At 71.6% G+C, this 21,289-nt stretch carries 19 protein-coding genes and 3 pseudogenes; 13 read left to right on the top strand and 9 right to left on the bottom strand.

Annotation, left to right across the window (positions count from 1 at the left end; genetic code table 11):
• Positions 1-35 precede the first annotated feature (35 nt).
• A complete protein-coding gene (locus ACZ4WS_RS30160; RefSeq protein WP_467985375.1) occupies positions 36-329 on the top strand; it encodes a hypothetical protein in 294 nt (97 codons plus the stop codon).
• Between the two features lie 14 nt (positions 330-343).
• A pseudogene (locus ACZ4WS_RS30155) lies at positions 344-481 on the top strand (aldehyde dehydrogenase family protein); the annotation flags it as partial.
• Between the two features lie 4 nt (positions 482-485).
• On the opposite strand, the gene ACZ4WS_RS30150 reads toward ACZ4WS_RS30155, so the two are convergent.
• Both ACZ4WS_RS30150 and ACZ4WS_RS30145 read right to left on the bottom strand, forming a co-directional pair.
• Complete coding sequence (locus tag ACZ4WS_RS30150; protein ID WP_467985373.1) at positions 486-1,373, bottom strand: MFS transporter; 888 nt, start codon at positions 1,371-1,373, stop codon at positions 486-488.
• Positions 1,374-1,475: 102 nt separating this feature from the next.
• A complete protein-coding gene (locus ACZ4WS_RS30145) occupies positions 1,476-2,387 on the bottom strand; it encodes a helix-turn-helix transcriptional regulator (protein ID WP_467985371.1) in 912 nt (303 codons plus the stop codon).
• A 120-nt stretch (positions 2,388-2,507) separates the two neighbouring features.
• On the opposite strand from ACZ4WS_RS30145, the gene ACZ4WS_RS30140 reads away from it, so the two are divergent.
• Positions 2,508-3,413, top strand: a complete 906-nt coding sequence (locus tag ACZ4WS_RS30140; protein WP_467985369.1) for a prolyl oligopeptidase family serine peptidase — start codon at positions 2,508-2,510, stop codon at positions 3,411-3,413.
• Between the two features lie 4 nt (positions 3,414-3,417).
• On the opposite strand, the gene ACZ4WS_RS30135 is transcribed toward ACZ4WS_RS30140, so the two are convergent.
• A complete protein-coding gene (locus tag ACZ4WS_RS30135; RefSeq protein WP_467985367.1) occupies positions 3,418-5,172 on the bottom strand; it encodes an ABC transporter ATP-binding protein in 1,755 nt (584 codons plus the stop codon).
• Positions 5,173-5,521: 349 nt separating this feature from the next.
• Entirely contained in the window at positions 5,522-6,088 is a 567-nt protein-coding gene (locus tag ACZ4WS_RS30130; RefSeq protein WP_467985365.1) for a rhodanese-like domain-containing protein, read from the bottom strand.
• Positions 6,089-6,169: 81 nt separating this feature from the next.
• On the opposite strand from ACZ4WS_RS30130, the gene ACZ4WS_RS30125 reads away from it, so the two are divergent.
• Positions 6,170-6,457 carry a metal-sensitive transcriptional regulator gene (locus ACZ4WS_RS30125; RefSeq protein ID WP_467985363.1) on the top strand — a complete coding sequence of 96 codons (288 nt, stop codon included), beginning with the start codon at positions 6,170-6,172 and terminating at the stop codon, positions 6,455-6,457.
• 36 nt (positions 6,458-6,493) lie between these two features.
• On the opposite strand, the gene ACZ4WS_RS30120 is transcribed toward ACZ4WS_RS30125, so the two are convergent.
• Positions 6,494-7,240 carry a sulfite exporter TauE/SafE family protein gene (locus ACZ4WS_RS30120; RefSeq protein ID WP_467985361.1) on the bottom strand — a complete coding sequence of 249 codons (747 nt, stop codon included), beginning with the start codon at positions 7,238-7,240 and terminating at the stop codon, positions 6,494-6,496.
• Complete coding sequence (locus ACZ4WS_RS30115) at positions 7,237-9,030, bottom strand: MBL fold metallo-hydrolase (protein ID WP_467985359.1); 1,794 nt, start codon at positions 9,028-9,030, stop codon at positions 7,237-7,239. The genes ACZ4WS_RS30120 and ACZ4WS_RS30115 overlap by 4 nt, the downstream gene beginning before the upstream one ends.
• A gap of 273 nt (positions 9,031-9,303) precedes the next feature.
• Between ACZ4WS_RS30115 and ACZ4WS_RS30110 the strand changes: the two genes are divergently transcribed.
• The 4 genes and pseudogenes from ACZ4WS_RS30110 to ACZ4WS_RS30095 form a co-directional block, all read left to right on the top strand.
• Complete coding sequence (locus tag ACZ4WS_RS30110) at positions 9,304-9,507, top strand: hypothetical protein (RefSeq protein WP_467985357.1); 204 nt, start codon at positions 9,304-9,306, stop codon at positions 9,505-9,507.
• A 41-nt stretch (positions 9,508-9,548) separates the two neighbouring features.
• Positions 9,549-10,634: an S-(hydroxymethyl)mycothiol dehydrogenase gene (locus tag ACZ4WS_RS30105; RefSeq protein WP_467985355.1), complete on the top strand. Its 1,086-nt coding sequence runs from the start codon at positions 9,549-9,551 to the stop codon at positions 10,632-10,634.
• On the top strand, positions 10,634-11,263 hold the full coding sequence (locus ACZ4WS_RS30100) for an MBL fold metallo-hydrolase (RefSeq protein WP_467985353.1): 630 nt from the start codon (positions 10,634-10,636) through the stop codon (positions 11,261-11,263). Before ACZ4WS_RS30105 ends, ACZ4WS_RS30100 begins: the two co-directional genes overlap by 1 nt.
• Before the next feature lie 145 nt (positions 11,264-11,408).
• Positions 11,409-12,923 (top strand): annotated as a pseudogene (locus ACZ4WS_RS30095) (SDR family oxidoreductase); the annotation flags it as partial.
• A gap of 18 nt (positions 12,924-12,941) precedes the next feature.
• On the opposite strand, the pseudogene ACZ4WS_RS30090 reads toward ACZ4WS_RS30095, so the two are convergent.
• Positions 12,942-14,344 (bottom strand): annotated as a pseudogene (locus ACZ4WS_RS30090) (pyridoxal phosphate-dependent decarboxylase family protein).
• Positions 14,345-14,403: 59 nt separating this feature from the next.
• Between ACZ4WS_RS30090 and ACZ4WS_RS30085 the strand changes: the two are divergent.
• From ACZ4WS_RS30085 to ACZ4WS_RS30075, 3 genes are all read left to right on the top strand, one after another.
• Positions 14,404-15,780 (top strand): aminotransferase-like domain-containing protein, encoded by a 1,377-nt coding sequence (locus tag ACZ4WS_RS30085; RefSeq protein WP_467985350.1) that lies wholly within the window; start codon positions 14,404-14,406, stop codon positions 15,778-15,780.
• 104 nt (positions 15,781-15,884) lie between these two features.
• Positions 15,885-16,124: a hypothetical protein gene (locus ACZ4WS_RS30080; protein WP_467985348.1), complete on the top strand. Its 240-nt coding sequence runs from the start codon at positions 15,885-15,887 to the stop codon at positions 16,122-16,124.
• A 195-nt stretch (positions 16,125-16,319) separates the two neighbouring features.
• Complete coding sequence (locus ACZ4WS_RS30075; RefSeq protein ID WP_467985346.1) at positions 16,320-17,015, top strand: L,D-transpeptidase family protein; 696 nt, start codon at positions 16,320-16,322, stop codon at positions 17,013-17,015.
• A 29-nt stretch (positions 17,016-17,044) separates the two neighbouring features.
• Here ACZ4WS_RS30075 and ACZ4WS_RS30070 read toward each other — a convergent pair whose 3' ends face one another.
• Positions 17,045-18,247 (bottom strand): Gfo/Idh/MocA family protein, encoded by a 1,203-nt coding sequence (locus ACZ4WS_RS30070; protein ID WP_467985344.1) that lies wholly within the window; start codon positions 18,245-18,247, stop codon positions 17,045-17,047.
• A gap of 195 nt (positions 18,248-18,442) precedes the next feature.
• Between ACZ4WS_RS30070 and ACZ4WS_RS30065 the strand changes: the two genes are divergently transcribed.
• A complete protein-coding gene (locus ACZ4WS_RS30065; protein ID WP_467985343.1) occupies positions 18,443-19,603 on the top strand; it encodes an ROK family protein in 1,161 nt (386 codons plus the stop codon).
• An 80-nt stretch (positions 19,604-19,683) separates the two neighbouring features.
• Entirely contained in the window at positions 19,684-19,866 is a 183-nt protein-coding gene (locus tag ACZ4WS_RS30060) for a hypothetical protein (protein WP_467985341.1), read from the top strand.
• A gap of 3 nt (positions 19,867-19,869) precedes the next feature.
• Here ACZ4WS_RS30060 and ACZ4WS_RS30055 read toward each other — a convergent pair whose 3' ends face one another.
• Positions 19,870-21,267, bottom strand: a complete 1,398-nt coding sequence (locus tag ACZ4WS_RS30055) for a S1 family peptidase (RefSeq protein WP_467985339.1) — start codon at positions 21,265-21,267, stop codon at positions 19,870-19,872.
• Positions 21,268-21,289 lie beyond the last annotated feature (22 nt).

Below are 21,289 nucleotides of genomic sequence, written 5' to 3'. Positions count from 1 at the left end.
GTGTCCGCCCGGGGTCCGGGTCCGTTGCTGAAAGCATGATCTCAACACGACGTATTGTCGCTGCCGTTGGTCTCGCCGCCGGTGTCACGGGCCTTGCCGCGCCGATGGCGAACGCCGCCGTCTCCGTGGACCCGGGTGCGGGGAAGCTGAACCCGATCGCTCAGCTCGACTCGCTTGCCCAGAGCGGCATTCCCGCCGAGCACCGGCACGAAATCCCGCGGGTCGCCAGCCAGCTGGCCGGGCTCAACCGCCTGAATGACCTCAACCAGCTGCACCAGGTGACCGACCTGGTCGCACCCGTCACCGGGCTGCTCCCGGCGGTCGAGTAGGAGACGGCCCGCCCGTCGCCGACGAGCCGCACGCGCCCTTCGGTGGCGTCAAGGCCTCCGGCTACGGGCGCTTCGGAGGCCGCTGGGGTATCGAGGCGTTCTCCAACGCCCGCTGGGTGGCCATCGCCACGCAGCAGGCGCACTACCCGTACTGGCTCAGGCCTCGGAGGGGACGGCGGCGGCAGCGGAGGTCGGCTCCCGTCGGCTCGTGCGCCGGGCCAGCGGCACCAGCGCGATGGCCGCGGCGCCGAGCAGTCCGGCCAGGGCGAACGTGGTGAAGCCCCAGCTCTGGTCGCCGTTCGCGGCGAGCGCGCCGATCAGCCAGGGCCCGACGACGGCACCGGTGCGGCCGACCCCGGTGACCATGCCCAGGCCTGCCGCACGCTCGCTGTCGCGATAGACGGTGTTGGCGGTGGCGTACACCATCACCTGCGCACTGAAGAGCCAGACGCCCGTGATCGCGACCACGGCGGGCAGCACGCCCGCCCAGAACACCCAGCGCCAGCCCGCCGCGGGCGCGAGCGTCAGCCCGAGCGCCGTCGCGAACATGCCGCCCGCGTGGTACGAGGTCATCAGCAGCCCGGTGGTGAGCGCCGCGCGGCGCGGCGGGGCGAATTCCATGACCATGGCCAGGCACAGCGGCATCAGACCGCCGAGCCCGAGCCCGGCGATGAACCGGCCCGTCCCGAACAGGGTGGCGTCCCCGGCCGACGCGCAGATCGCGGACCCGATGGAGAACAGCGTCACGCTGGCCACCAGCATCGGGCGGCGGCCCAGCCAGTCGGTGATGTTCCCGGCGGTCAGCGCGCCGATGAGCATGCCGAACGTGGTCCAGCTGCCGATCGTGCCCGCGCTCGCCGGGGTCAGCCCGAGCCCCGAGTCGTCGAGCATGTGCGGCATGACCGCGCCGTAGATGTTGACGTCCATGCCGTCGAAGAAGACGGCCAGCCAGCACAGCGCCAGCACCGGGAAGACCGTGCGGAAGGTGTGCGGCGGGCGGTCGGGTGACAGGTGCTGTGCACCGGGCAAAGCGGGAGAAGTCATGTTCAAGTCCCTGAGGAAGCGAGCTCGTTCGTTCGCCTGGTGAAGTTGTGTTCACTCTGTGCGAGTTTCAGGGTGGGGCACGTGGGTGTCAATGGTCCGGGCCTAGTTTTCCCGGATCTCCCGGGGTCCTCCCCGCACGACGTTCCGGAACGCGATGGGGGCCAGTCCGGCGCGCTGGTGGAAGTACTTGGCGAAGTTCGTGGAGCTGGAAAAGCCCAGCTGGGCGCCGATGCGGGCGGCTGAGAGGTCGCTGTGGGCGAGCAGCCGCTTGGCCTCCAGGACGACCCGGCGGTCGATGAACTCCTTCGCGCCGACGCCCGCCGCGTCGAGGGCGGCCCGGGACAGTGTGCGGGCGGAGTAGCCGAGGGCGGCGGCGTAGTCGTCCACGCGGCGGGTGCGGGCGAAGTCCCGCTCGACGGCGTCACGGAAGCGCAGGAAGGTCTCGCCCGGCTCGGGGGCGCAGCTGCCGGGGACCTCCAGGTGGGCCATGCGCAGGATCAGGACGTCCAAGAGGTGGCGCAGCACGGCGACGTGCACGTCGGGCGGCAGCCGACCCCAGGACTGGAACTCGCGCTCCAGGTGGGCGGCGGCGAGGCGCAGTGCCTCGGCGTCCTCGCCGTCCGGTTCGAGCAGCACGCGCGCGTGCGGGTCGTCCACCTGGGCCGCGGCCACGGTGCCCGGATCCGGGAAGTCCCGCTCGAAGACGACCAGGACGCCCTCCGCCCGCGCGAGATCGCCCCACTGGAGCACCTGACCGGGCCGCACCCACAGCCACGCGCCCGGATCGAGCGCGTATGCCGTGAAGTCCACGGTCTGCCGCAGCATGCCGGAGGTGAGCGTGAGGACGTGGTGGAAGCGGGGGCGCTGTGGCGCGCCGAGGTCGGCCCCGCGGGCGTGTGCCCTGGCGCGCAGGTCGGCCAGCGAGATCACTTCCAGGCCCGCCGGAGTGCCGACCGGGGCGGCGAAGGCGACCTCGGGGATGGCCTGCCGGGCCGCATGTCGGTTTTTGACCATGTTCAGTCGCCAACGTATCCGAGTGGAGCGTGTCTCCCCGCCTAGTTTGAAGTGGCCGCCGAGCAGGTGAACGGCAGCTGTGACGGAAAGAGAACATCACCATAGAAGGAGAGCTGATCCATGGCCAAGGAACTCAAGGACATCGCGTACGGCGACGGTCTCGACGGTCAGTTGATCGACCTGTACGTCCCGGACGGTGCGGGTCCCTGGCCGCTGGTGATCTGGAGCCGCGGCTCGGGCTGGCTGGCCGACACCGGCAGGGAGGACGCCGACGTGGTCGCCCGGCGGCTGAACCCGCGCGGCTTCGCCGTGGCCGGGCTCGCCATCCGCTCCAGCGCGCAGACCTGTTTCGCCGGGCAGGCGCAGGACATCGAGGCGGCGATCCGCCATCTCCGGACGAACTCCCTCGCGTACCGCCCCGACCTCGACCGCATCGGAATGTTCGGCGAGTCATCGGGCGGCTGGGCCGCGGCGATGGCCGCGCTCACCGTCGACGGCATCCGTGCCGCCGTACCCGTCTACCCGCCGACCGACCTGCTGCGCATGGACGAGCAGATGCTCCCCGGCACGCTCCAGGAATTCACCCTCCCCCAGCTCAACTTCGTTCGACCGGGGGGGACCCCCACCCCCGGCAGCCCGTACGGCCATGACGACCCCGAGTCCGCGGAGTCCCGCCTCCTCGGCGGCCCCCTTCAGGAACGGCCCGAACTCGCCCGCCGGGCAAGCCCGTTGACGTACGTCGGCCAGGACGCCCCGCCCTTCCTGATCCTGCACGGAAGGGCCGACCGGATCGTCCCGTACGGCCAGGGCGAACTCTTCTACGACGCACTGGCCGAGGCGGGCGCCGACGTCGAGCTGATCACCCTGCCGCATGCCGGGCACGGACCCTGGAACGACTTCCTGACCGACCCCGGCGTGCGGCGGGACGCGTTCACGGTCTCCTCGCGCGGGGGCAAGGAGACCGAGGCGCGGCCGTGCGATCCGACCTGGGACACCGTGGCGGACTTCTTCCACCGGCACCTGTAGGTGGCTACCCGACGGTCGCGAGGAACTGCGTGGCCGCCAGCTCGGCGTACAGCGGGTCCCCGGCCACGAGTTCGCGGTGCGTTCCCACCGCGCGGACCTGCCCCGCGTCCATGACGACGATGCGGTCCGCCATCGTGACGGTGGACAGCCGGTGCGCGACCACGAGGACCGTGGTCGTCCGGGCGACATCGGCGACCGTGTCGCGCAGCGCGGCCTCGTTCACCGCGTCGAGCTGCGACGTGGCCTCGTCCAGGAGCAGCAGGCGCGGGCGGCGCAGCAGGGCGCGGGCGATGGCGACGCGCTGGCGCTCGCCGCCGGACAGCTTGGTGCCGCGGTGACCGACCAGTGTGTCCAGGCCGCGCGGCAGCCGGGCGACCAGGCCGTCGAGGCGGGTCGTCTTCAGTGCCCGGGTGAGGTCGGCGTCCTCGGCCTCCGGATTGCCGAGCAGCAGATTGTCGCGCAGGGAGCCCGACAGCACCGGAGCGTCCTGCTCCACATAGCCGATGGCGGAACGGAGCCGGGGCAGATCCCAGTCCTCCAGCTCACGGCCGTCGAGGGTGATGACGCCCGCCTCGGGGTCGTAGAACCGCTCGATGAGCGAGAAGACGGTGGTCTTGCCCGCGCCGGAGGGTCCGACGAACGCGGTCATGCCGCGGGCCGGGACGGCGAAGGTCACGCCGTGATGGACGTACGGCAGATCGTCGGCGTACCGGAAGCGGACGTCGTCGAAGGCGAGCGCGGCGGGCTCGGCGCCCGGGGTCGGCAACGGCGCGGGCAGGGAAGCCGGTTCGGCGGGCAGCCGCAGCGCCTCCTGGATCCGGGCGAGCGCGGCGGCACCGGTCTGGTACTGCGTGATCGCGCCGACCACCTGCTGGATCGGCGACATCAGATAGAAGACGTAGAGGAGGAACGCGACCAGCGTGCCCACGTCGATGGCGCCGGTCGCGACTCTTGCTCCGCCGACCGCGAGCACCGTGATGAAGGCGATCTGCATCGCCAGACCGGCCGTATTGCCCGCGGCCGCCGACCACTTGGCGGCCCGGACGCTCTGCCGCCACGACTCCTCGGCCGCCGCGTGGATGGTCTGCTCCTCGCGGTGCTCCGCACCGGAGGCCTTGACCGTGCGCAGCGCGCCGAGGATCCGCTCCAGCGAGGCGCCCATCACGCCGACGGCGTCCTGCGCCTGCTTGCTCGCCCGGTTGATGCGCGGCACGATCACACCGAGCACCGTCCCGGCGCACAGGACAACGCCCAGGGTGACGCCGAGCAGCACCACGTCGACCAGTCCCATCATCACCACCGTCGCGACGAGGGTGAGACCGCCGGTGCCGAGACCGACGAGGGAGTCGGTCGTGACCTCGCGCAGCAGCGTCGTGTCGGAGGTGATCCGCGCCATCAGGTCACCCGGCTCGCTGCGGTCCACGGCCGGTATCCGCAGCCGCAGCAGATACGACGACAGGTCGCGCCGTGCGCCCAGCACCACCGACTCGGCGGTGCGCCGCAGCACATACGAACCCAGCGCCCCCACCGCCGCGTTGGTGACCACCAGCGCCGCCATACCGAGCAGCACACGCCCGATGGGCCTGTCGTGCGACAGGTCGTCGATGAGCCCCCGCGCCACCAACGGCAGCACCAGACCGGTGGCCCCGGTCGCGAGCGCCAGCAACGCGCCCGCCAGCAGCGCCCATCGATGCGGTCGTACGTACCCGAGCAGCAGGCGCCACGCGGGCACGTCCGGCTCGGCGTCGGTGATGCTCACGGGGCTCCTCGCCGGAGTCGGGATGGAGCATTCAGGCTACGTCGGCGCGAGCGCGAACCGAGAACCGGTCAACCTCCGTGCAGGGTCCGCCAGTCCGGGGCGAGCGAGCGGACGAGCGAGGACTCGCCCCGGTGCGGCAGGCAGCCCTCGCGCATGCGGGCCGGTACCTCGTCGGCGCCCAGTTCGAGGAACGTCGTGGCACCGTCCCGGTCCGCCGGGCGACCGCGTCCGCGAACCGCACCGCCCGCTTGCCCTCGGTGCCGAGGCGGACGAGGAGCAGGGGCGGGACGAGGCGTGCATCGCCCGTGCCGTCAGGGAGCTCATCCGACGGCGGGGGCGTCGGCCCGCGTCAGCGCCGCGCGAGCGCGGCGAGCGTCGCGTCGAGGTCGGCGCCCCGGGGCCGGTTGTGCGGCAGCCTGGCCAGTAGCGCGGCCATGCCGCAGGTGTTGGTGAGCGCCGAGAAGACCAGACCGCCCGCTATTCCGGCGGAGAGCAACTGCCACGCGGGGTGCAGCAGGCCGAGGCCCAGCCCGGCCAGGACGACGCTGCCCGCGGTGAGACGGACCTGACGCTCCATGGACCAGGTGGTGCGCGTGCCGGCAACGGGGTGGTGAAGTTCATGGCCGCGCTCGGCCCACGCGCTGGTGCCGCCGGTGAGGGTCGCGGCCGTCACACCGTGCTCGGCGAGCGTCTTGCGGGCGCTGTCGGAACGGGCGCCGGACGCGCAGACGACGAGCAGGTCCGCAGCGGTCGCCTTGAGCGCGGGCAGCGCGCGGTGCAGCTGGTCCAGGGGGATGTTGAGGGCGCCGGGCAGATGGCCGGAGGCGTACTCGCCGGGCGTGCGGACATCGAGGACGGTCAGCTCCGGCAGCCGCGTGCGGGCCTGGTCGGCGTCGAGGGACGAAGGCGTCGTCATGTCAGGTGTCATCCTTGATCTTCGAGGGTGCCCGGAGGGGCGGGGTATCATACCCCTAGGGGTATGGGTGAAGGAGTTTTCGTGGAACTGGATCTCGCGGCTGCCGAGCTGAAGTCAGTCCTGAACCGGCTGCGCCGGGCGCACGGGCAGATCTCCGGTGTGATCAAGATGATCGAGGAGGGGCGCGACTGCGAGGACGTGGTCACCCAGCTCGCCGCGGCCTCCCGCGCCCTGGACCGGGCCGGATTCGCGATCATCGCCACCGGGCTGCAGCAGTGCATGACCGATGCCGAGGACGGTGCGAAGAACGGCGAGGACAGGGACGCGATGCGCGCCCGGCTGGAGAAGCTGTTCCTGTCGCTGGCGTGAGGATCGTCTGCCCGTGCGCCTCCGGATGTGCCGACGTCATACGACGGCGTCGATCAGCATGAACGCGGCCACCGCCAGCAGCAGACAGGCGAAGATCCGCTGAAGACCGCCCCCGGAGACCTTCGCCGCCAGGCGCTTGCCGTCCCACGCGCCGAGAACCGCGGCGCCCGCGAACGGCGCGACGACCGACCAGTCGAGGCTCTCCGCCGCCCCCGCGCGGGCCGCCAGCGCCGCCAGTGAGTTCACGGTGATGACCAGCAGACTCGTGCCGACGGCGGCCCGCATCCGCAGACCCACCACACTGACCAGGGCCGGTACGGCGAGGAAGCCGCCGCCCACCCCCAGCACGCCGGTCACCGCGCCGAGTCCCGCACCCGTCCCGGCGATCCGTCCCGGACGGGGTGGCGTCGCGTCGGGCTCGGCGGCCGAGGGGCGCAGCATCCGCACGGCCGCGAGTGCGGCGACCACGGCGAAGGCAGCGGTCAGCAGGCCCGACGGCAGATGCCCGGCGACGGCTCCGCCCAGGGCAGCGGGTACGAGGCCCGCCGCCGCGAACAGTGCGCCACCGCGCCAGCGGACCCCGCCCTCCCGGGCATGCGCGGCGAGCGCGGTCGCGGAGGTGACCGTGACGATGACCAGGCTCGCGGTGGTGGCCGCGGCCGGGGTGAATCCGAGCAGATAGATCAGGGCGGGAACGGCCAGCACACTGCCACCGCCGCCCAGCGCACCGAGCGCGAGCCCGATCACGCCTCCGGCGACGAGAGCGAGGATCATGACACTCACGCGGCCGGGCCGCCGTCGCGGTGTTCCTCGCGCACCGGCGCAGGCCCGGAGCTGACGACGGGAAAGCCGTCGCCCGCCGCGACCGAGCCTTCGCCCGGGACGGCCGGGACCCGGCCCGGCGCGGTGGCGGGCGCGAGCACCACGGGCAGGCCCGCTTCCGCCCAAGCCCGCATCCCCCCGATCACGTCCACCACGTCGAAGCCGCGCGCCGCGAGCAGCGCGGTGGCCTCCCGGGAGCGTTTCCCGGAGCGGCACACGGCGACGAGCGGGCGGCCCTGGGCGGCCGACGGCAGGGCGGCTCCGGTGGCCAGCGCGGAGAGCGGGGCGTTCATGGAACCGGGCGCGTGCCCGGCCGCCCATTCGTCCGGCTCGCGCACGTCGAGCAGTACGGCATCGGCCGCGGAGCCCGTACGCTCCCGGGCCTGCGCGGGGGTGATCCGTGCCATGGGGAGACCGGCCTCGCCCGCGGCGGCGAACGCGTCGTCCACGGCCACGACATCCCGGCCGGCCGCGTCGAGGAGCGAGGCGGCGATGGCGGCCCGCATGCCTCCGGCGCAGTGCACCCAGACGGTTCCGGCGGGTATCTCCCCCAGCCGGTCGCGGAGTTGGTGGACCGGGATGTGCACGGAACCCGCGACATGGCCCTCGGCGCGCTCGGAGTCGCGCCGGACGTCCAGGATCACGACCCCGTCGGAGGATGCCCCGGCAAGATCGGCGAACGTGGCGCGCGGGAAGGAGCGCGGGCGTTCACCCTCGCGCACCCAGCCGGCGGGGGAGCCGATCGCGGCCGCGGCGGGACGGTCGACGCCGACGCGCACGAGCTCCCGCTGTGCGTTCGCGAGCTGGTCCGGTGACTCGGCGAGCAGCGTGACCGGCTTGCCCCAGGGCAGCAGCCAGGCCAGATACGTGGCGAGCTGACCGTCCGCCTCGAAGTTGACGGACCCGGCGACATGCCCCGTCGCGAACGCGACCCGGTTGCGCAGGTCCACGACCCACTCACCGGCGGCAAGCCGGTCGGCGATCTCCTCGGCGTCCGCGAGCGCGGGCCGGGTGAGGTCGACGGGGGCGGGTCCCTCGGCGTTGGCCGGGCCCATGTGCGCGTAGTACGCGGGCACCTCGGCGAGTCCGGCCAGCAGCTCGGCGACGAACGTGTCGACGTCCTTGGCCAGGGCTTCGTTGGTGTCGCGTTCGTGCCCGACGGTCGTCGCGTCACCGAGGGTCTGCCCGGCGGAGCAGAAGCTGCCGAAGCCGTGGGTGGGCAGCACAGCGGTGTCGTCCGGCAGTTCGGCGGCCAGCCGGTGCGCGGACGCGTGCTGCGCCCGGGCCAGCTCCGCGGTCAGCCGCGGCTCGACCAGGTCGGGCCGCCCGACCGTGCCGATGAGCAGGGATCCGCCGGTGAAGGCCGCCACCGCGCGCCCGGCATCCTCGAGGACGTACGAGGTGTGGTGCGGGGTGTGCCCGGGCGTGGCCAGCGCGCGCAGGGTCAGCCCGGCGTCGACTTCCACGCTGTCGCCGTCGGCCACCGGCACCCGCTCGAACGCGACCCGCGCGCCGCCCGGCACGAGGTAGGCGGCTCCGGTGAGGCGGGCCAGCTCCAGACCGCCGGACACGTAGTCGTTGTGGAGGTGGGTCTCCACGACGTACGTGATCCGCACGCCCCGTCGGGCCGCGGCCGTGATCATCCGGTCGACGTCCCTCGGCGGATCGACCGCCACGGCACCCTGCGGGCCGCCCGCCAGATAGCTGCGGTTGCCCAAGCCCGGCACCTCGATGGTGTCAACGAAGAACACGGCAGCACTCCTCTCCTCGTGAACCCGGGGGTCCTCGTGAACCCGGGGTCCTCGTGAACCCGGGGTCCTCGTGAATCCGGGGGTCCTCGTGAACCCGGGGTCCTCGTGAACCCGGGGCTCCTCGCGAAGCCACGGGAAATTACCCCCGGGGGTATATTTCCACCGTAGCAGAGGTACCCCCAGGGGTATTCGGGGAGGATCTTGCCGGCCGTCAAGGAGGGCTTCGGGACCGCGGCCCGGAGGCACTCGCCGCGGGGGTCTCGCTGGTCGTCCGTGAGCCGCCGGTCCTGCGCGAGGTGGTCGGCCCGGTCGCCCGTTTCGCGAACACCCCCGCGGGACTTCGCCGCGGAACTCGGCCGCGCGCTCACCTCGTCCGACCCGGTGCGCACGGCGGCCGGCCGGAAGCCGGCCGTCCGCCACACCTGGGCGGAGGCCGCCGAGCGCCACCTGGCCTTCTACCGGTCGGTCACACCGTAGGGTCGGTTGACGGAACGTCGACTTACGGAAGGGCTCATCACATGGCGCAGGAAGTACGGGGCGTGATCGCACCGGGCAAGAACGAGCCGGTGCGTGTCGAGACCATCGTCGTGCCGGATCCGGGGCCGGGAGAGGCCGTGGTGAAGATCCAGGCATGCGGGGTCTGTCACACCGACCTGCACTACAAACAGGGCGGCATCAACGACGACTTCCCGTTCCTGCTCGGCCACGAGGCGGCCGGGATCGTGGAGTCGGTCGGCGACGGCGTCACGGACGTCGCACCCGGCGACTTCGTCATCCTCAACTGGCGTGCGGTGTGCGGGCAGTGCCGGGCGTGTCTGCGTGGTCGTCCCTGGTACTGCTTCAACACGCACAACGCGAAGCAGAAGATGACCCTCAAGGACGGCACGGAGCTGTCCCCGGCCCTGGGCATCGGCGCCTTCGCGGAGAAGACGCTGGTCGCGGCCGGGCAGTGCACCAAGGTCGACCCCGCTGTGTCTCCTGCCGTGGCCGGACTCCTCGGCTGCGGAGTGATGGCCGGGATCGGGGCCGCCATCAACACCGGGAACGTCGGCCGGGGCGACTCGGTCGCCGTCATCGGCTGCGGAGGCGTCGGCGACGCGGCGATCGCCGGGTCCCGTATCGCGGGCGCGGCGAAGATCATCGCCGTGGACATCGACGACCGGAAGCTCACGACCGCGCAGAAGATCGGCGCGACACACATCGTCAACTCCCGCGAGACCGACCCCGTCGAGGCGATCCGCGAGCTCACCGGCGGCTTCGGCGCCGACGTCGTCATCGAGGCCGTGGGCCGCCCGGAGACGTACAAGCAGGCCTTCTACGCCCGTGACCTGGCGGGCACGGTCGTGCTCGTCGGCGTACCCACCCCGGAGATGAAGCTCGAACTGCCCCTGATCGACGTCTTCGGACGCGGCGGCGCCCTCAAGTCGTCCTGGTACGGCGACTGCCTGCCCTCCCGCGACTTCCCGATGCTGATCGACCTGCATCTCCAGGGACGCCTCGACCTGGGCGCGTTCGTGTCCGAGACGATCGCCCTGGACGAGATCGAGCCGGCCTTCGAGCGGATGCACCACGGCGACGTGCTGCGTTCGGTGGTGGTGCTGTGATGACCACGCGCATCGAACACCTCGTCACCTCGGGCACCTTCTCGCTCGACGGCGGCACCTGGGCGGTCGACAACAACGTGTGGATCGTCGGCGACGACCACGAGGCCGTCGTCATCGACGCCGCCCACGACGCCGACGCCATCGCCGAAGCGGTGGGCGACCGGCGGCTCCTGGCCATCGTGTGCACGCACGCCCACAACGACCACATCGACGCCGCTCCCGCCCTCGCCGAGCGCACCGGCGCCAGGATCTGGCTCCACCCCGACGACCTGCCGCTGTGGAAGCAGACCCACCCCGACCGCCTCCCCGATTCCTGGCTCCAGGACGGCCAGGTGATCGAGGCGGCCGGCGCCGACCTGACCGTCCTGCATACCCCGGGGCACGCCCCGGGCGCGATCTGCCTGTACGACCCCGGCCTGGGCACCGTCTTCACGGGCGACACACTCTTCAAGGGCGGACCGGGAGCCACTGGTCGCTCCTACTCCCACTTCCCGACGATCGTCGAGTCGATCCGTGAGCGCCTGCTGGGCCTTCCGGCCGACACGGTCGTCCGTACGGGACATGGGGAGTCGACCACGATCGGGGCCGAGGCCCCGCACCTGGCGGAGTGGATCGCGCGCGGCCACTGACGTCGGCGCGCTGGGACACGACAGAACGGCCGGAGAAACCTGACAGGAGATGTCCGGCTTTCGGGGCACGCTCGGAGAGACACATGGGTGAAGGCAGCCCGTGAGCGCTACGAGCACGGAGGTCGGACATGTCAGGGCCGCTGGCATACACGCTGCGGGGCAAGGTCGCACTGGTCGCGGGGGCGACACGGGGAGCCGGTCGCGGGATCGCCGTGGAGCTCGGCGCGGCCGGTGCCACTGTCTATGTGACCGGGCGCAGCACGCGCGAGCGCCGTTCGGAGTACGACCGTCCGGAGACCGTCGAGGACACCGCGGACCTGGTCACGGCGGCGGGCGGCCGGGGCATCGCGGTTCCCACCGACCACCTCGTCCCGTCCGAGGTCGAGGCCCTGGTCGCGCGCATCGCGGACGAACAGGGCCGCCTCGACGTGCTGGCCAACGACATCTGGGGCGGCGAAAAACTCTTCGAGTGGGATACTCCGGTCTGGGAGCACGACCTCAACAACGGCCTCAGGCTGCTGCGCCTCGCCGTCGAGACGCATGCGATCACCAACCACCACGCGCTGCCCTTGCTGCTGCGCCGTCCGGGCGGCCTGGTTGTCGAGATGACCGACGGCACCGCCGAGTACAACCGGAACACCTACCGGGTCTCGTTCTTCTACGACCTCGCCAAGTCGTCCGTCCTGCGTATGGCGTGGGCCCTGGGGCAGGAGCTCGGTACACGCGGAGCCACCGCTGTGGCCCTCACACCCGGGTGGCTGCGCTCCGAGATGATGCTCGACAACTACGGCGTCACCGAGGAGAACTGGCGCGACGCCCTGGAGCGCAACCCGCACTTCGGCATTTCCGAGACCCCGTTCTACGTGGGTCGCGCCGTCGCCGCCCTCGCCGCCGACCCGGACGTCGCCCGCTGGAACGGGGAGTCGCTCTCCAGCGGGCAGCTCGCCCAGGTGTACGGTTTCACCGACCGCGACGGCAGCCGCCCGGACGCCTGGCGCTACCTCGTCGAGGTCCAGGACGCGGGCAAGCCGGCGGACGCGACGGGGTACCGGTGAGGCTCAGGTGTGATGCACCGGCGGCAGCGGCCAGCGCGCGGAGTGGCCCGGCGGCAGCGCCAGATCGTTCCGCACGGCCGCGTAGTAGCCCTCGCGCCCGGCGCGCTGCCGCTCCAGCAGGGCCTGCCACGCGGGACGAGGTGTGGGCCCGCGACCTCGACATCACGCTGACCGGGGCGTACCGCTGCTCCCGCGCGGCACTCCCGCACCTGGTGGCCTCGGGCCGCGGCGCCATCGTCGGCATCGGCTCCGTCAACGGCATCCAGGACTTCGGCAACCACGCCTACAGCGCGGCCAAGGCGGGTCTCATGTCGCTGACCCGCACCCTTGCGGGGCACGCCGCCGCGCGGGGTGTGCGCGTCAACCTGGTGGCGCCGGGCACGGTCCGCACCACGGCGTGGGAAGGCCGCGAAGCCGATCTCGCGTTGGCGCAGGAGGCGTATCCGCTGGGGCGCGTCGGCGAGCCGGAAGACATCGCGGCCGCCGTCGCCTTCCTCGCCTCCGGTGACGCGGCGTGGATCACCGGGACGACCTTGTGCGTGGACGGGGGTCTGCTGGCGGTCAACACCGGTTTCCAGCAGGCGATCAAGCGCCGGGACGACGCTTAGCGGCGTGCTCAGAGGTCATGGGAGGAGATCTGCGCAGGAGCGCTTGAGGGCGTCGAACACACGGTCCGTATCCGCCTCGGACGTACGCCAGTTGCTGAACCCCGCCCGCAGCGCGTGCGTCCCGCCGTAGAACGTCGGTGTCACGAACGCCTCGCCCGACGCGGCGACCGCGTGGGCCAGCGCGTGCACCCGCTCCTCGCTGGGCTCGTCGGCGAGGGTGAAGCAGACGACGTTGAGCCGGACGGGCGCCAGGAGCCGCAGCTGAGGACCCTCCTCCGAGATCCGCTCGCCCAGCCGCCGGGCGAGCGCCACGTTCCGCTCGACGATCTCGCGATTCCCCTCGCGCCCGTACGCCGTGAGTGAGAACCAGGCCGGGAGCGCGCGCAGCCGACGGGAGTTTTCGGGGGTGAGGTGCAGGAAGTCGGGATCGCCTCCGGGCAGGCCGAGATACGGCGACGCGTTGTGGAAGACCCGCACCTGGAGGTCCTGGCGGCGCGTGAACTGGACGGCCGAGTCGTAGGGGACGTTCAGCCACTTGTGCAGGTCGACACAGACGGAGTCGGCCGCGTCCAGGCCCTCGACGAGATGCGCGTACGACGGTGACAGCGCGGCGAAGCCGCCGAACGCGGCGTCCACGTGCAGCCAGAAGTCGTACCGTTCCTTCAGCGCGGCGATGGCCCGCAGATCGTCGAAGTCGACGGTGTTCACGGTCCCCGCGTTCGCCACGATCACGGCCGGGCGCCCGTCGAGCGCGTCGAGCGCGGCGGCGAGCCGCTCGACGTCGACAGCCTCGCGGTTCCCGGTCAGCACCGGCACCGGACGCAGCCGGTCCCGCCCGATGCCGAGCACCGACAGCGCCTTGGCGACGCTGGAGTGCGGGCTGCCGGACAAGACGTGCACCGGACCGAGGGCGGCGACGCCCTGCTCGGCACGGACATGCCTTGCCGCTCGCCGAGCCACTCCCGCGCGATGGCGAGCCCGACCGTGTTGGAGACGGTCGCCCCGCTCACGAACGCACCGCTGTGTGCCTCGCTCAGCCCGAACAGCTCACGCAGCCAGCCCAGTGTCTCGTGCTCCAGGGCGGTCGCGGACGAACCGGCACTGCCGGACACATTCTGGTCGTACGTGCTGGTCAGCCAGTCCCCGGTGAGTGAGGCGGGCGTCGCGCCGCCCGTGACGAAGCCGAGGTAGCGCGGGCCCGCGGAGCCCGAGAAACCGGGAGCCCAGCGCTCCGCGAACCGGGCCAGGGCGCCGTCCGCGCCCGTTCCCTCGGCCGGGAGGGGCTCGGGGGCGGGCGTCCTGTCGAGGTGGGCGACGGGGCGGTCGGCGAGCCCGCCGACCTCCCGGGCGGCGAAGTCGCGGGCGGACTGGAGGAGTTCGGGGAGCCGGTCGAGGTCGTCGGCGAGTGTGCGGTGCATGGCGGCAGCGTAGGCGGGCCGGGGAGGAAAACCTGGTCCAGTTGAGGGAAACTGGACCAATGCAGAGGGGATTCGCCGCCGCGCTCGGCACCTGGCGCACGAAAGAGGGCCCGCTCGCGCGGTCGCTGTCCGCTGCCGTACGCGAGGCGGTGGTCGACGGCCGTCTCCCCGCCGGAACCCGGCTTCCGTCAGAGCGGGAACTCGCCCGCACCCTCGACCTCAGCCGCGGCACCGTCGTCACGGCCCTCACCCTGCTGCGGGACGACGGCTGGCTGCACACCCGGCACGGCAGTGGCAGCGTCGTACGACTTCCCGCGCGCCTCACCGAGCGCACCACACCGTGGTCACTGGACCGGGGCGGATCGGGTGACGCGGACCTCGACCTGACGCTCGCCGTCACGGCAGCGCCCCACGAGGCCTACCTCGCCGCACTGGGCCGGGCCGTCGAGCGCAGCGCGGCCCTGCTGGTCGACTCGGGGGTGGCGACACCGGGACTGCCCCGGCTGCGCGAACTCCTCGCCGAGCGGTACACACGCTCGGGCCTGGCCACCCGCCCGGAGCAGATCCTGGTCACCTCGGGCGCGCAGGCCGCGCTGACGCTGCTCCTCGACCACCTGCACACCGACCGCAGGGCGCCGGTCGTGGTGGAGAGCCCCACCTATCCCGGGGCGCTGGCCATCCTGCGACGGCGCCGGGCCCGACTGCTGCCCGTGCCGGTGACGGCCGCGCTCGGCTGGGACACGGAGCGTCTCACCGAGGTCGTACGCGGGAAGGCTCCCCAACTCGCCTATCTCATCCCCGACTTCCACAACCCCACCGGTGCGCACATGACCGCCCCGACCCGGGGCGCGGTCGCCGCCCTCGCCGAACGCCACGCGCTGACCGTCGTCGTCGACGAGACCATGCGCGACCTGGACCTGCGAACTCCGCCCCGACCGGAGCCCCATCTCTCCGGAGCACGGGTGATCCAGATCGGCTCGGCGAGCAAGGTGCTGTGGAGCGGCCTCCGGGTCGGCTGGATCCGGGGCGGCGCGGACCTCGTACGCGAGCTGGTGTGCAATCCCTTGCAGGCGCAGTTGTCATCGCCGCCGCTGGAGCAGCTGATCGCCGCCGAGTTGTTCGGCGACGGCCTGGACGAGGTCCTCGCCGACCGCCGGACCCGCCTGCGAGCTCAGCGCGACCACTTGGCCGGACTCCTCGCGGAGCTGGAGACCGGATGGACCTTCACCGCGCCGAACGGCGGGCTGTCGATCTGGCTGCACCTCGGCCCGGCCACGACGGCGACAGAGCTGGCGGCGCGCGCCGCGGCTCGGGGTCTCGCCGTGTCGCCCGGTCCGCTGTTCGCACCCGACCGCGCGACCCTGGCCCACCATCTGCGTCTGCCGTTCACGGCCACGCCGGATGTGCTCACGCGGGCGGTGGCACTGCTGCGGTAGCCGCCCGGGGTTGGCGCGGGCGCGCCGCTGTCGGGGCCGCAGGAGTGGGCGTCAGCGGGCCGGACAGTACGGCCGATGGGCCCGGCGGGAGCTGGTGGTCCGCCATGGTCGTCGTCGGCCCGGAGGCGACGCGGGGCGCGTGGGGTCTCGGCGGGGCGTGGCTGCCCGGGGCAGGCGTGGACGTCCGGCCGGGCGTCTCGCTCCTCCGCCTCGACTGCTACGCGGGCGGCGACCACAAGCTCGTCGCGTACTCCGAGAACAACGGGTTCACGGCGACCCGCCGGTCGGCTTGTCCAGGACTGGACGGACGTCAGCCTCGTCACACCAATCCAGCCAGAGGTTGACGTTGTTCTCGTATACCTCGATCGTGCCGGGCGGGACCGATTCCTCAAGGCCCCAGGTCAGACGCGTCCAAAAGTGTCACAAGGCTACGAGAAAAGTCACCGTTCGGTCGCAGCCCGATCCTCCCTACAACGCACACCCCCCGACGCGGGTCTACCAGGCAGGTAACGCGAGAAGCACGAAAGGGAAGGCCCGCCATGGGGGACATACGCAGACGAGGAGCCGTCGCGCTCGGGATCACCGGACTGGTCGCACCGCTGACCCTCGCGCTGGGCACGACGCCCGCGCAGGCCGCGAGCTGCACGACGCAGACCGGCCCGTATCAGAAGCAGGTGGAGAAGTTCCTCGGCCGGCCGGTCGACGGGCGGCAGTCCACCGCCGACTGCAAGGCGATCCAGGCCTTCCAGACCAAGCATGGCATCACCCCGAACATCGGGTACGCGGGATCCGTCACCTGGGGCGTGATGGACCTGATGAACAAGCAGAAGGCCGTCGGCAACAACCCCAACAAGGACGGCAAGTGCCCGGTCAACAAGGGCCGCATCGCCTGCGTCAACCTGACGCTCCAGCTCAGCTGGATCCAGGACGGCAGCACCCTCGTCTACGGGCCGGTGCCGGTCCGCACCGGGCGTGACGGATACGAGACCCGCACCGGCCTGAAGAAGATCTACTGGCGGGACATCGACCACGTCTCGAACATCTACAACGTGCCGATGCCCTACAGCCAGTTCTTCGACGGCGGCCAGGCCTTCCACTCGGTCGGCCTGAGCATGTGGAACCCGCCCGGCTCGCACGGCTGCGTCAACATGACCACGGCCACCGCGAAGAAGTACTGGTCGCTGCTGAAGACCGGCGACGACGTGTTCGTGTACGGCCGCAAGCCGGGCACCTGACGGCGCCCGGCCCCCAACGGGCCGAAACGTTACGCTTCCGGAGCGTCCCCGAAGTCCGGGATCTCCAGCCTGACCCCGCCCTGCCGCGCCGACTCGTGCGCGACGATGCCCGGCAGGGTGTAGCGGGCGGCGACCCACGCGTTCACCGACGGCAGCGTCCGGGTGTCGACCGCGGTCACGAAGTCGTCCACCAGGAAGTGGTGGCTGCCCTCGTGCCCGTTGTGGAGCTGGTCGAACTCCCGGGGGAGCCGCGCCCGGTCGTGCACGGGCGCCGACCCGGACGTGAAGGCGGCCCGCAGCGCGGGCGCGATGTGCTGGAGCGACGGATCATCAGGAGCCAGTGTGGGCTTGGGCTCCAGCAGCTCGGTGATGTCCTTCACTCCCTTCTTGTCCTGCCAGAAGCTCACCGTCGCGAGCTGCTCCATGCTCGCGTCCGTACCGAAGAACCGGAAACGCGACTCCCGGATGTGCGAGGGATAGCCGACCCGCCGGAACTCGTTCGTACGGAACGAGCCGCCGCCCGCGACCTCGAACAGCGCGGTCGCGTTGGAGAAGTCATTGCCGAACTGGCTGATCTCCTTGTCGAACACGCCGTCCCCGCGCTCGTCGCGCACCCCGATCGCGGACACGCTCACCGCGTGTGTCTGCCAGGCGCCGAGCACCCCGCCCACCGAGTGCGTCGGGTACAGGAGCGGCGGATAGCTGGCGGTCGCCTTCCAGTTCTCGCCGCCGCTGTACTGGTACGCCTCGTAGAAACCGAGATCCATGTCGTGGACGTAGTCGCCCTCGGCGTAGAAGAGCCGCCCGAAGGCGCCGTCGGCGATCTGGTTGCGGGCATGGACCGTCGCCGGGTTGTACTGGCTGGTCTCGCCCATCATGTACGTCAGTCCGGTCGCCCGTACCGCGTCGATGATCGCCGCGATCTCCTCGGTAGTGATCGCCATCGGCACCGCCGAGTACACGTGCTTCCCCGCACCCAACCCCTGGAGCACCAGCGGACCATGGGTCCAGCGCTGGGTGAAGATCGCGACGGCGTCCACCGCCTTCGACTCCAGCATCGCCTCGTACGAGGGGAACGTGCCCGACAGCCCCTCGGCGGCCGCCAGTTGCCCGGCCCGCTCGGGGAGGAGATCGGTGACGTAGACGTCGCCCACGCCCGGATGGGCGAGGAACAGTTTGGCGAACTGGCCGGAGAACTGACCGGCGCCCACGATGCCGAGAGAGAACGTCATGTGAGGGGCATCCTTCACTGGTCGATCTTCACTGGTCGGTGTTCATTGGTCGATTCTGGTCACTTCCTTTTACTTTTGAGGCGAAACAATCGTGGCGTCAAGAGTCGTGCGGGCATCGCCTCCGTGGGGAGGTCGCGGCGTAGGGTGACGTCATTACTTCCGAAGTGGAAGAAAAGCTCGGGGAGTCCGACGTTCATGACCACACGTGCCGCCAGCTGGCTGCCGCTGAGCCCGGGCGAACGTGCGGTGGCGATCGAGGTGCTCGTCCACGGTCCGCTGTCGCGCAGCGAGATCGCGCGCCGGCTGAACCTCTCGGCGGGCAGCCTCACCCGGCTGACCAAACCGCTGATCGAGTCGGGCCTGCTCATCGAGGCGACTGAGGACTCCGTACCCCCGGAGGTACGGCAGGGGCGGCCCTCGCAGCCCCTGGACATCGTCGCCGAGTCCCGCTCCTTCGCCGGATTCAAGATCATCGAGGACATGGTCTACGGCGTGGTCACCACCCTCAGGAGCGACATCGTGGCGCGGCGCGACCGTCCGCTCACCACGCACGATCCGGACCAAGTGGCCGACATTCTGCGGGAGATCGCGGACGAGTTCGCGCGCGTCCTTCCCGGACTGGCCGGAATCGGCATCGGCGTGGGCGGCCGCGTCGAGCAGCGCGCCGTCGTCGCCGAGTCGGGCTTCCTCGGCTGGAATGACGTCCCGCTCGCCCAACTCGTCGAGGAGCGCACCGGCTTGCCCGTGGTGGTCGACAACGACGTCGCCGCCCTGGTCGAGGCCGAGACATGGTTCGGCGCCGGCCGCGGCCTCGACCGCTTCGTCGTTCTCACCATCGGCGCCGGAATCGGCTACGGTCTCGTGCTCGGCGGCAGCAGGGTCGCCAGTGCCACCGACGGCCGGGGTGTCGGCCGTCACTGGATGGTCGACCCCCACGGCCCGCTCACCCCGCACGGGGAGCGCGGCAGCGCCAACTCCCTGCTCACCATTCCCAGCATCAGATACCAGATCCGTGCCGCCACCGGCCACGACCTGACGTACGAGGAGATCCTTGCCCTCGCCGCCGCAGGTGACCCCATGGCCTCCCGCGTCGTCGACGAGGCGGCCCGCGCCCTCGGTACCGTCGTCGCCCAGATCGCCAACTTCGCCATGCCCCAGAAGATCCTGCTCGCCGGAGAGGGCGTCGGCCTCGTCGACGTGGCGGGCCCGCTCATCGAGGAGACTGTCCTCGCGAACCGGCATCCGCTGGCGGATCCGGTCAACCTGGAGACGAAGGTGTCCGACTTCCACGACTGGGCGCGCGGGGCCGCGGTGTTGGCGATCCAGGTGCTGGTGCTGGGGCCCACGGACATGTGAGCCGTGTGAGTGATGAGGTTCACGGTCCGTAATGTCGCCCGACGTACCTTTACTCACATCGCCTTCACACCAAGGTCCGTATGCTTCACACCATGTCCACCACTCCTGAACCCACTTCCGAGCGCTCCGCCGCGGAGGTCAACGAGGAGATCCGGGCCCTCTGGTTCCGGGCGGGCGGGACGCTGAGCATGGAGGAGCGGCGGGAGTACCAGCGGCTCGTCCTGGAGTGGGCCGAGGCCTCTCCGCCCACCCAGGCCGCGTGACCCTCAGCCCCAACTCTGTGAGTACTGCTGCCGGTAGCGCTTGCGGTCCTGTTCTGTCCGGATATAGCGGGTGGCCACCAGCGCGATGAGACTTCCCGCGATGACCAGCAGGCCCGGACCGATGTTCCTGGGGTTCGTGAGCCGGGAGACGAGCGTCTCGGCGGTGCCCGCCGTGCCGACCGGTTCGACCGCGCCCGGCGCGGCGGAGCCCGGCGCCACCGCCGCGCCCTGCGACGCGGAGGCCGCCGGCGCCGGGGAGGTCTGGGCCGCGGAACCGGCAGGGGCGGAGGCGGAGGCCGCGGGCTGACCCGCGAGCTTCACACCCAGCGCCGTCAGCGCCTTGGTGACCGGCTGGAAGAACGTCGTACCTCCGGAGGTGCAGTCCCCGTTGCCCCCCGAGGTCACGCCGAGCGCGATGCCCTCGGAGAACAACGGGCCGCCGCTGTCACCCGGTTCGGCGCACACGGTGGTCTGGATGAGTCCGGTGACGGTGCCCTCCGGGTAGTTGACCGTCGCGTTGAGCCCGGTCACCTTCCCGTCGTGCAGCCCGCTGGTGCTCCCGCTGCGGAACACCCGCTGGCCCACGGTCGGATCGGCGGCGCCCGTGATCCGGACGCCGTTTCCGCCGCCGATGGCCACCACATTCGTACCCGCCGTGGTCTCCTGGCCGTTGGTGTACTGCACGAGGGAGAAGTCGCTCCCGGGGAATGTCGTGGTCACCGTCTGCCCCACCTGCTGCTTGCCCTGGCTGTCGGAGAACCAGACGGACCCGGCGGGCCCGCAGTGCCCGGCTGTGAGGATGAACTCGCTCTGCCCGTTGGTGACATTGAAGCCCGCCGAACAGCGCCCGCCGGTCGACAGGATCGGCTGCGCGCCGTTCAGCCGCGTGGTGAACGTGCCCTGGGTGCGCTGCATGCGCACGGAATCCCCGATGCCATCGGCCAGCTTCGTCATGCGTGACCAGTCGGAGGCGGAGACCGTACTGTCGGCCTGCACCACCACCTCGTTCTTCGTGTAGTCCACGGCCCAGGCGGTGCCCGCCACCCGCGGTGCCGAACGCAGGCTCGCGGTCGCCGACTTGAGGTCCTGCATGCTGTGCCGCACGACCTTGGCGCGGGCGCCCGCGTCCGTCACCTCAGCCGCCGCGCTCGCGTCGGTCACCGCGACGACGGGGCGCCCGTCGGAGGCGATCCAGCTGCCCGCGGTACGGGAGGTGCCGAGGCGGGACACCAGTCCGGCGCCGGTGTCGGCGGCGGACTGGGCCGAACTTCCCGTGGCACGCGACGCGTCGGACGGTTCGCTCGCCATCGCGTGCGTCACCATCAGCCCTCCGCAGAGCAGTCCGCCGACGGCCGCGAGTCGCGCCCCCCGTCGGACGATCCGTCGTCGTGCGTGCCTCATGCATGGGCTCCCGAAGCCGAAC

The organism is Streptomyces sp. NPDC029292 (assembly GCF_055569295.1).
The sequence above is the reverse complement of the archived record's forward strand: the minus strand, read 5'-3'. Positions and strand labels throughout refer to the sequence as shown.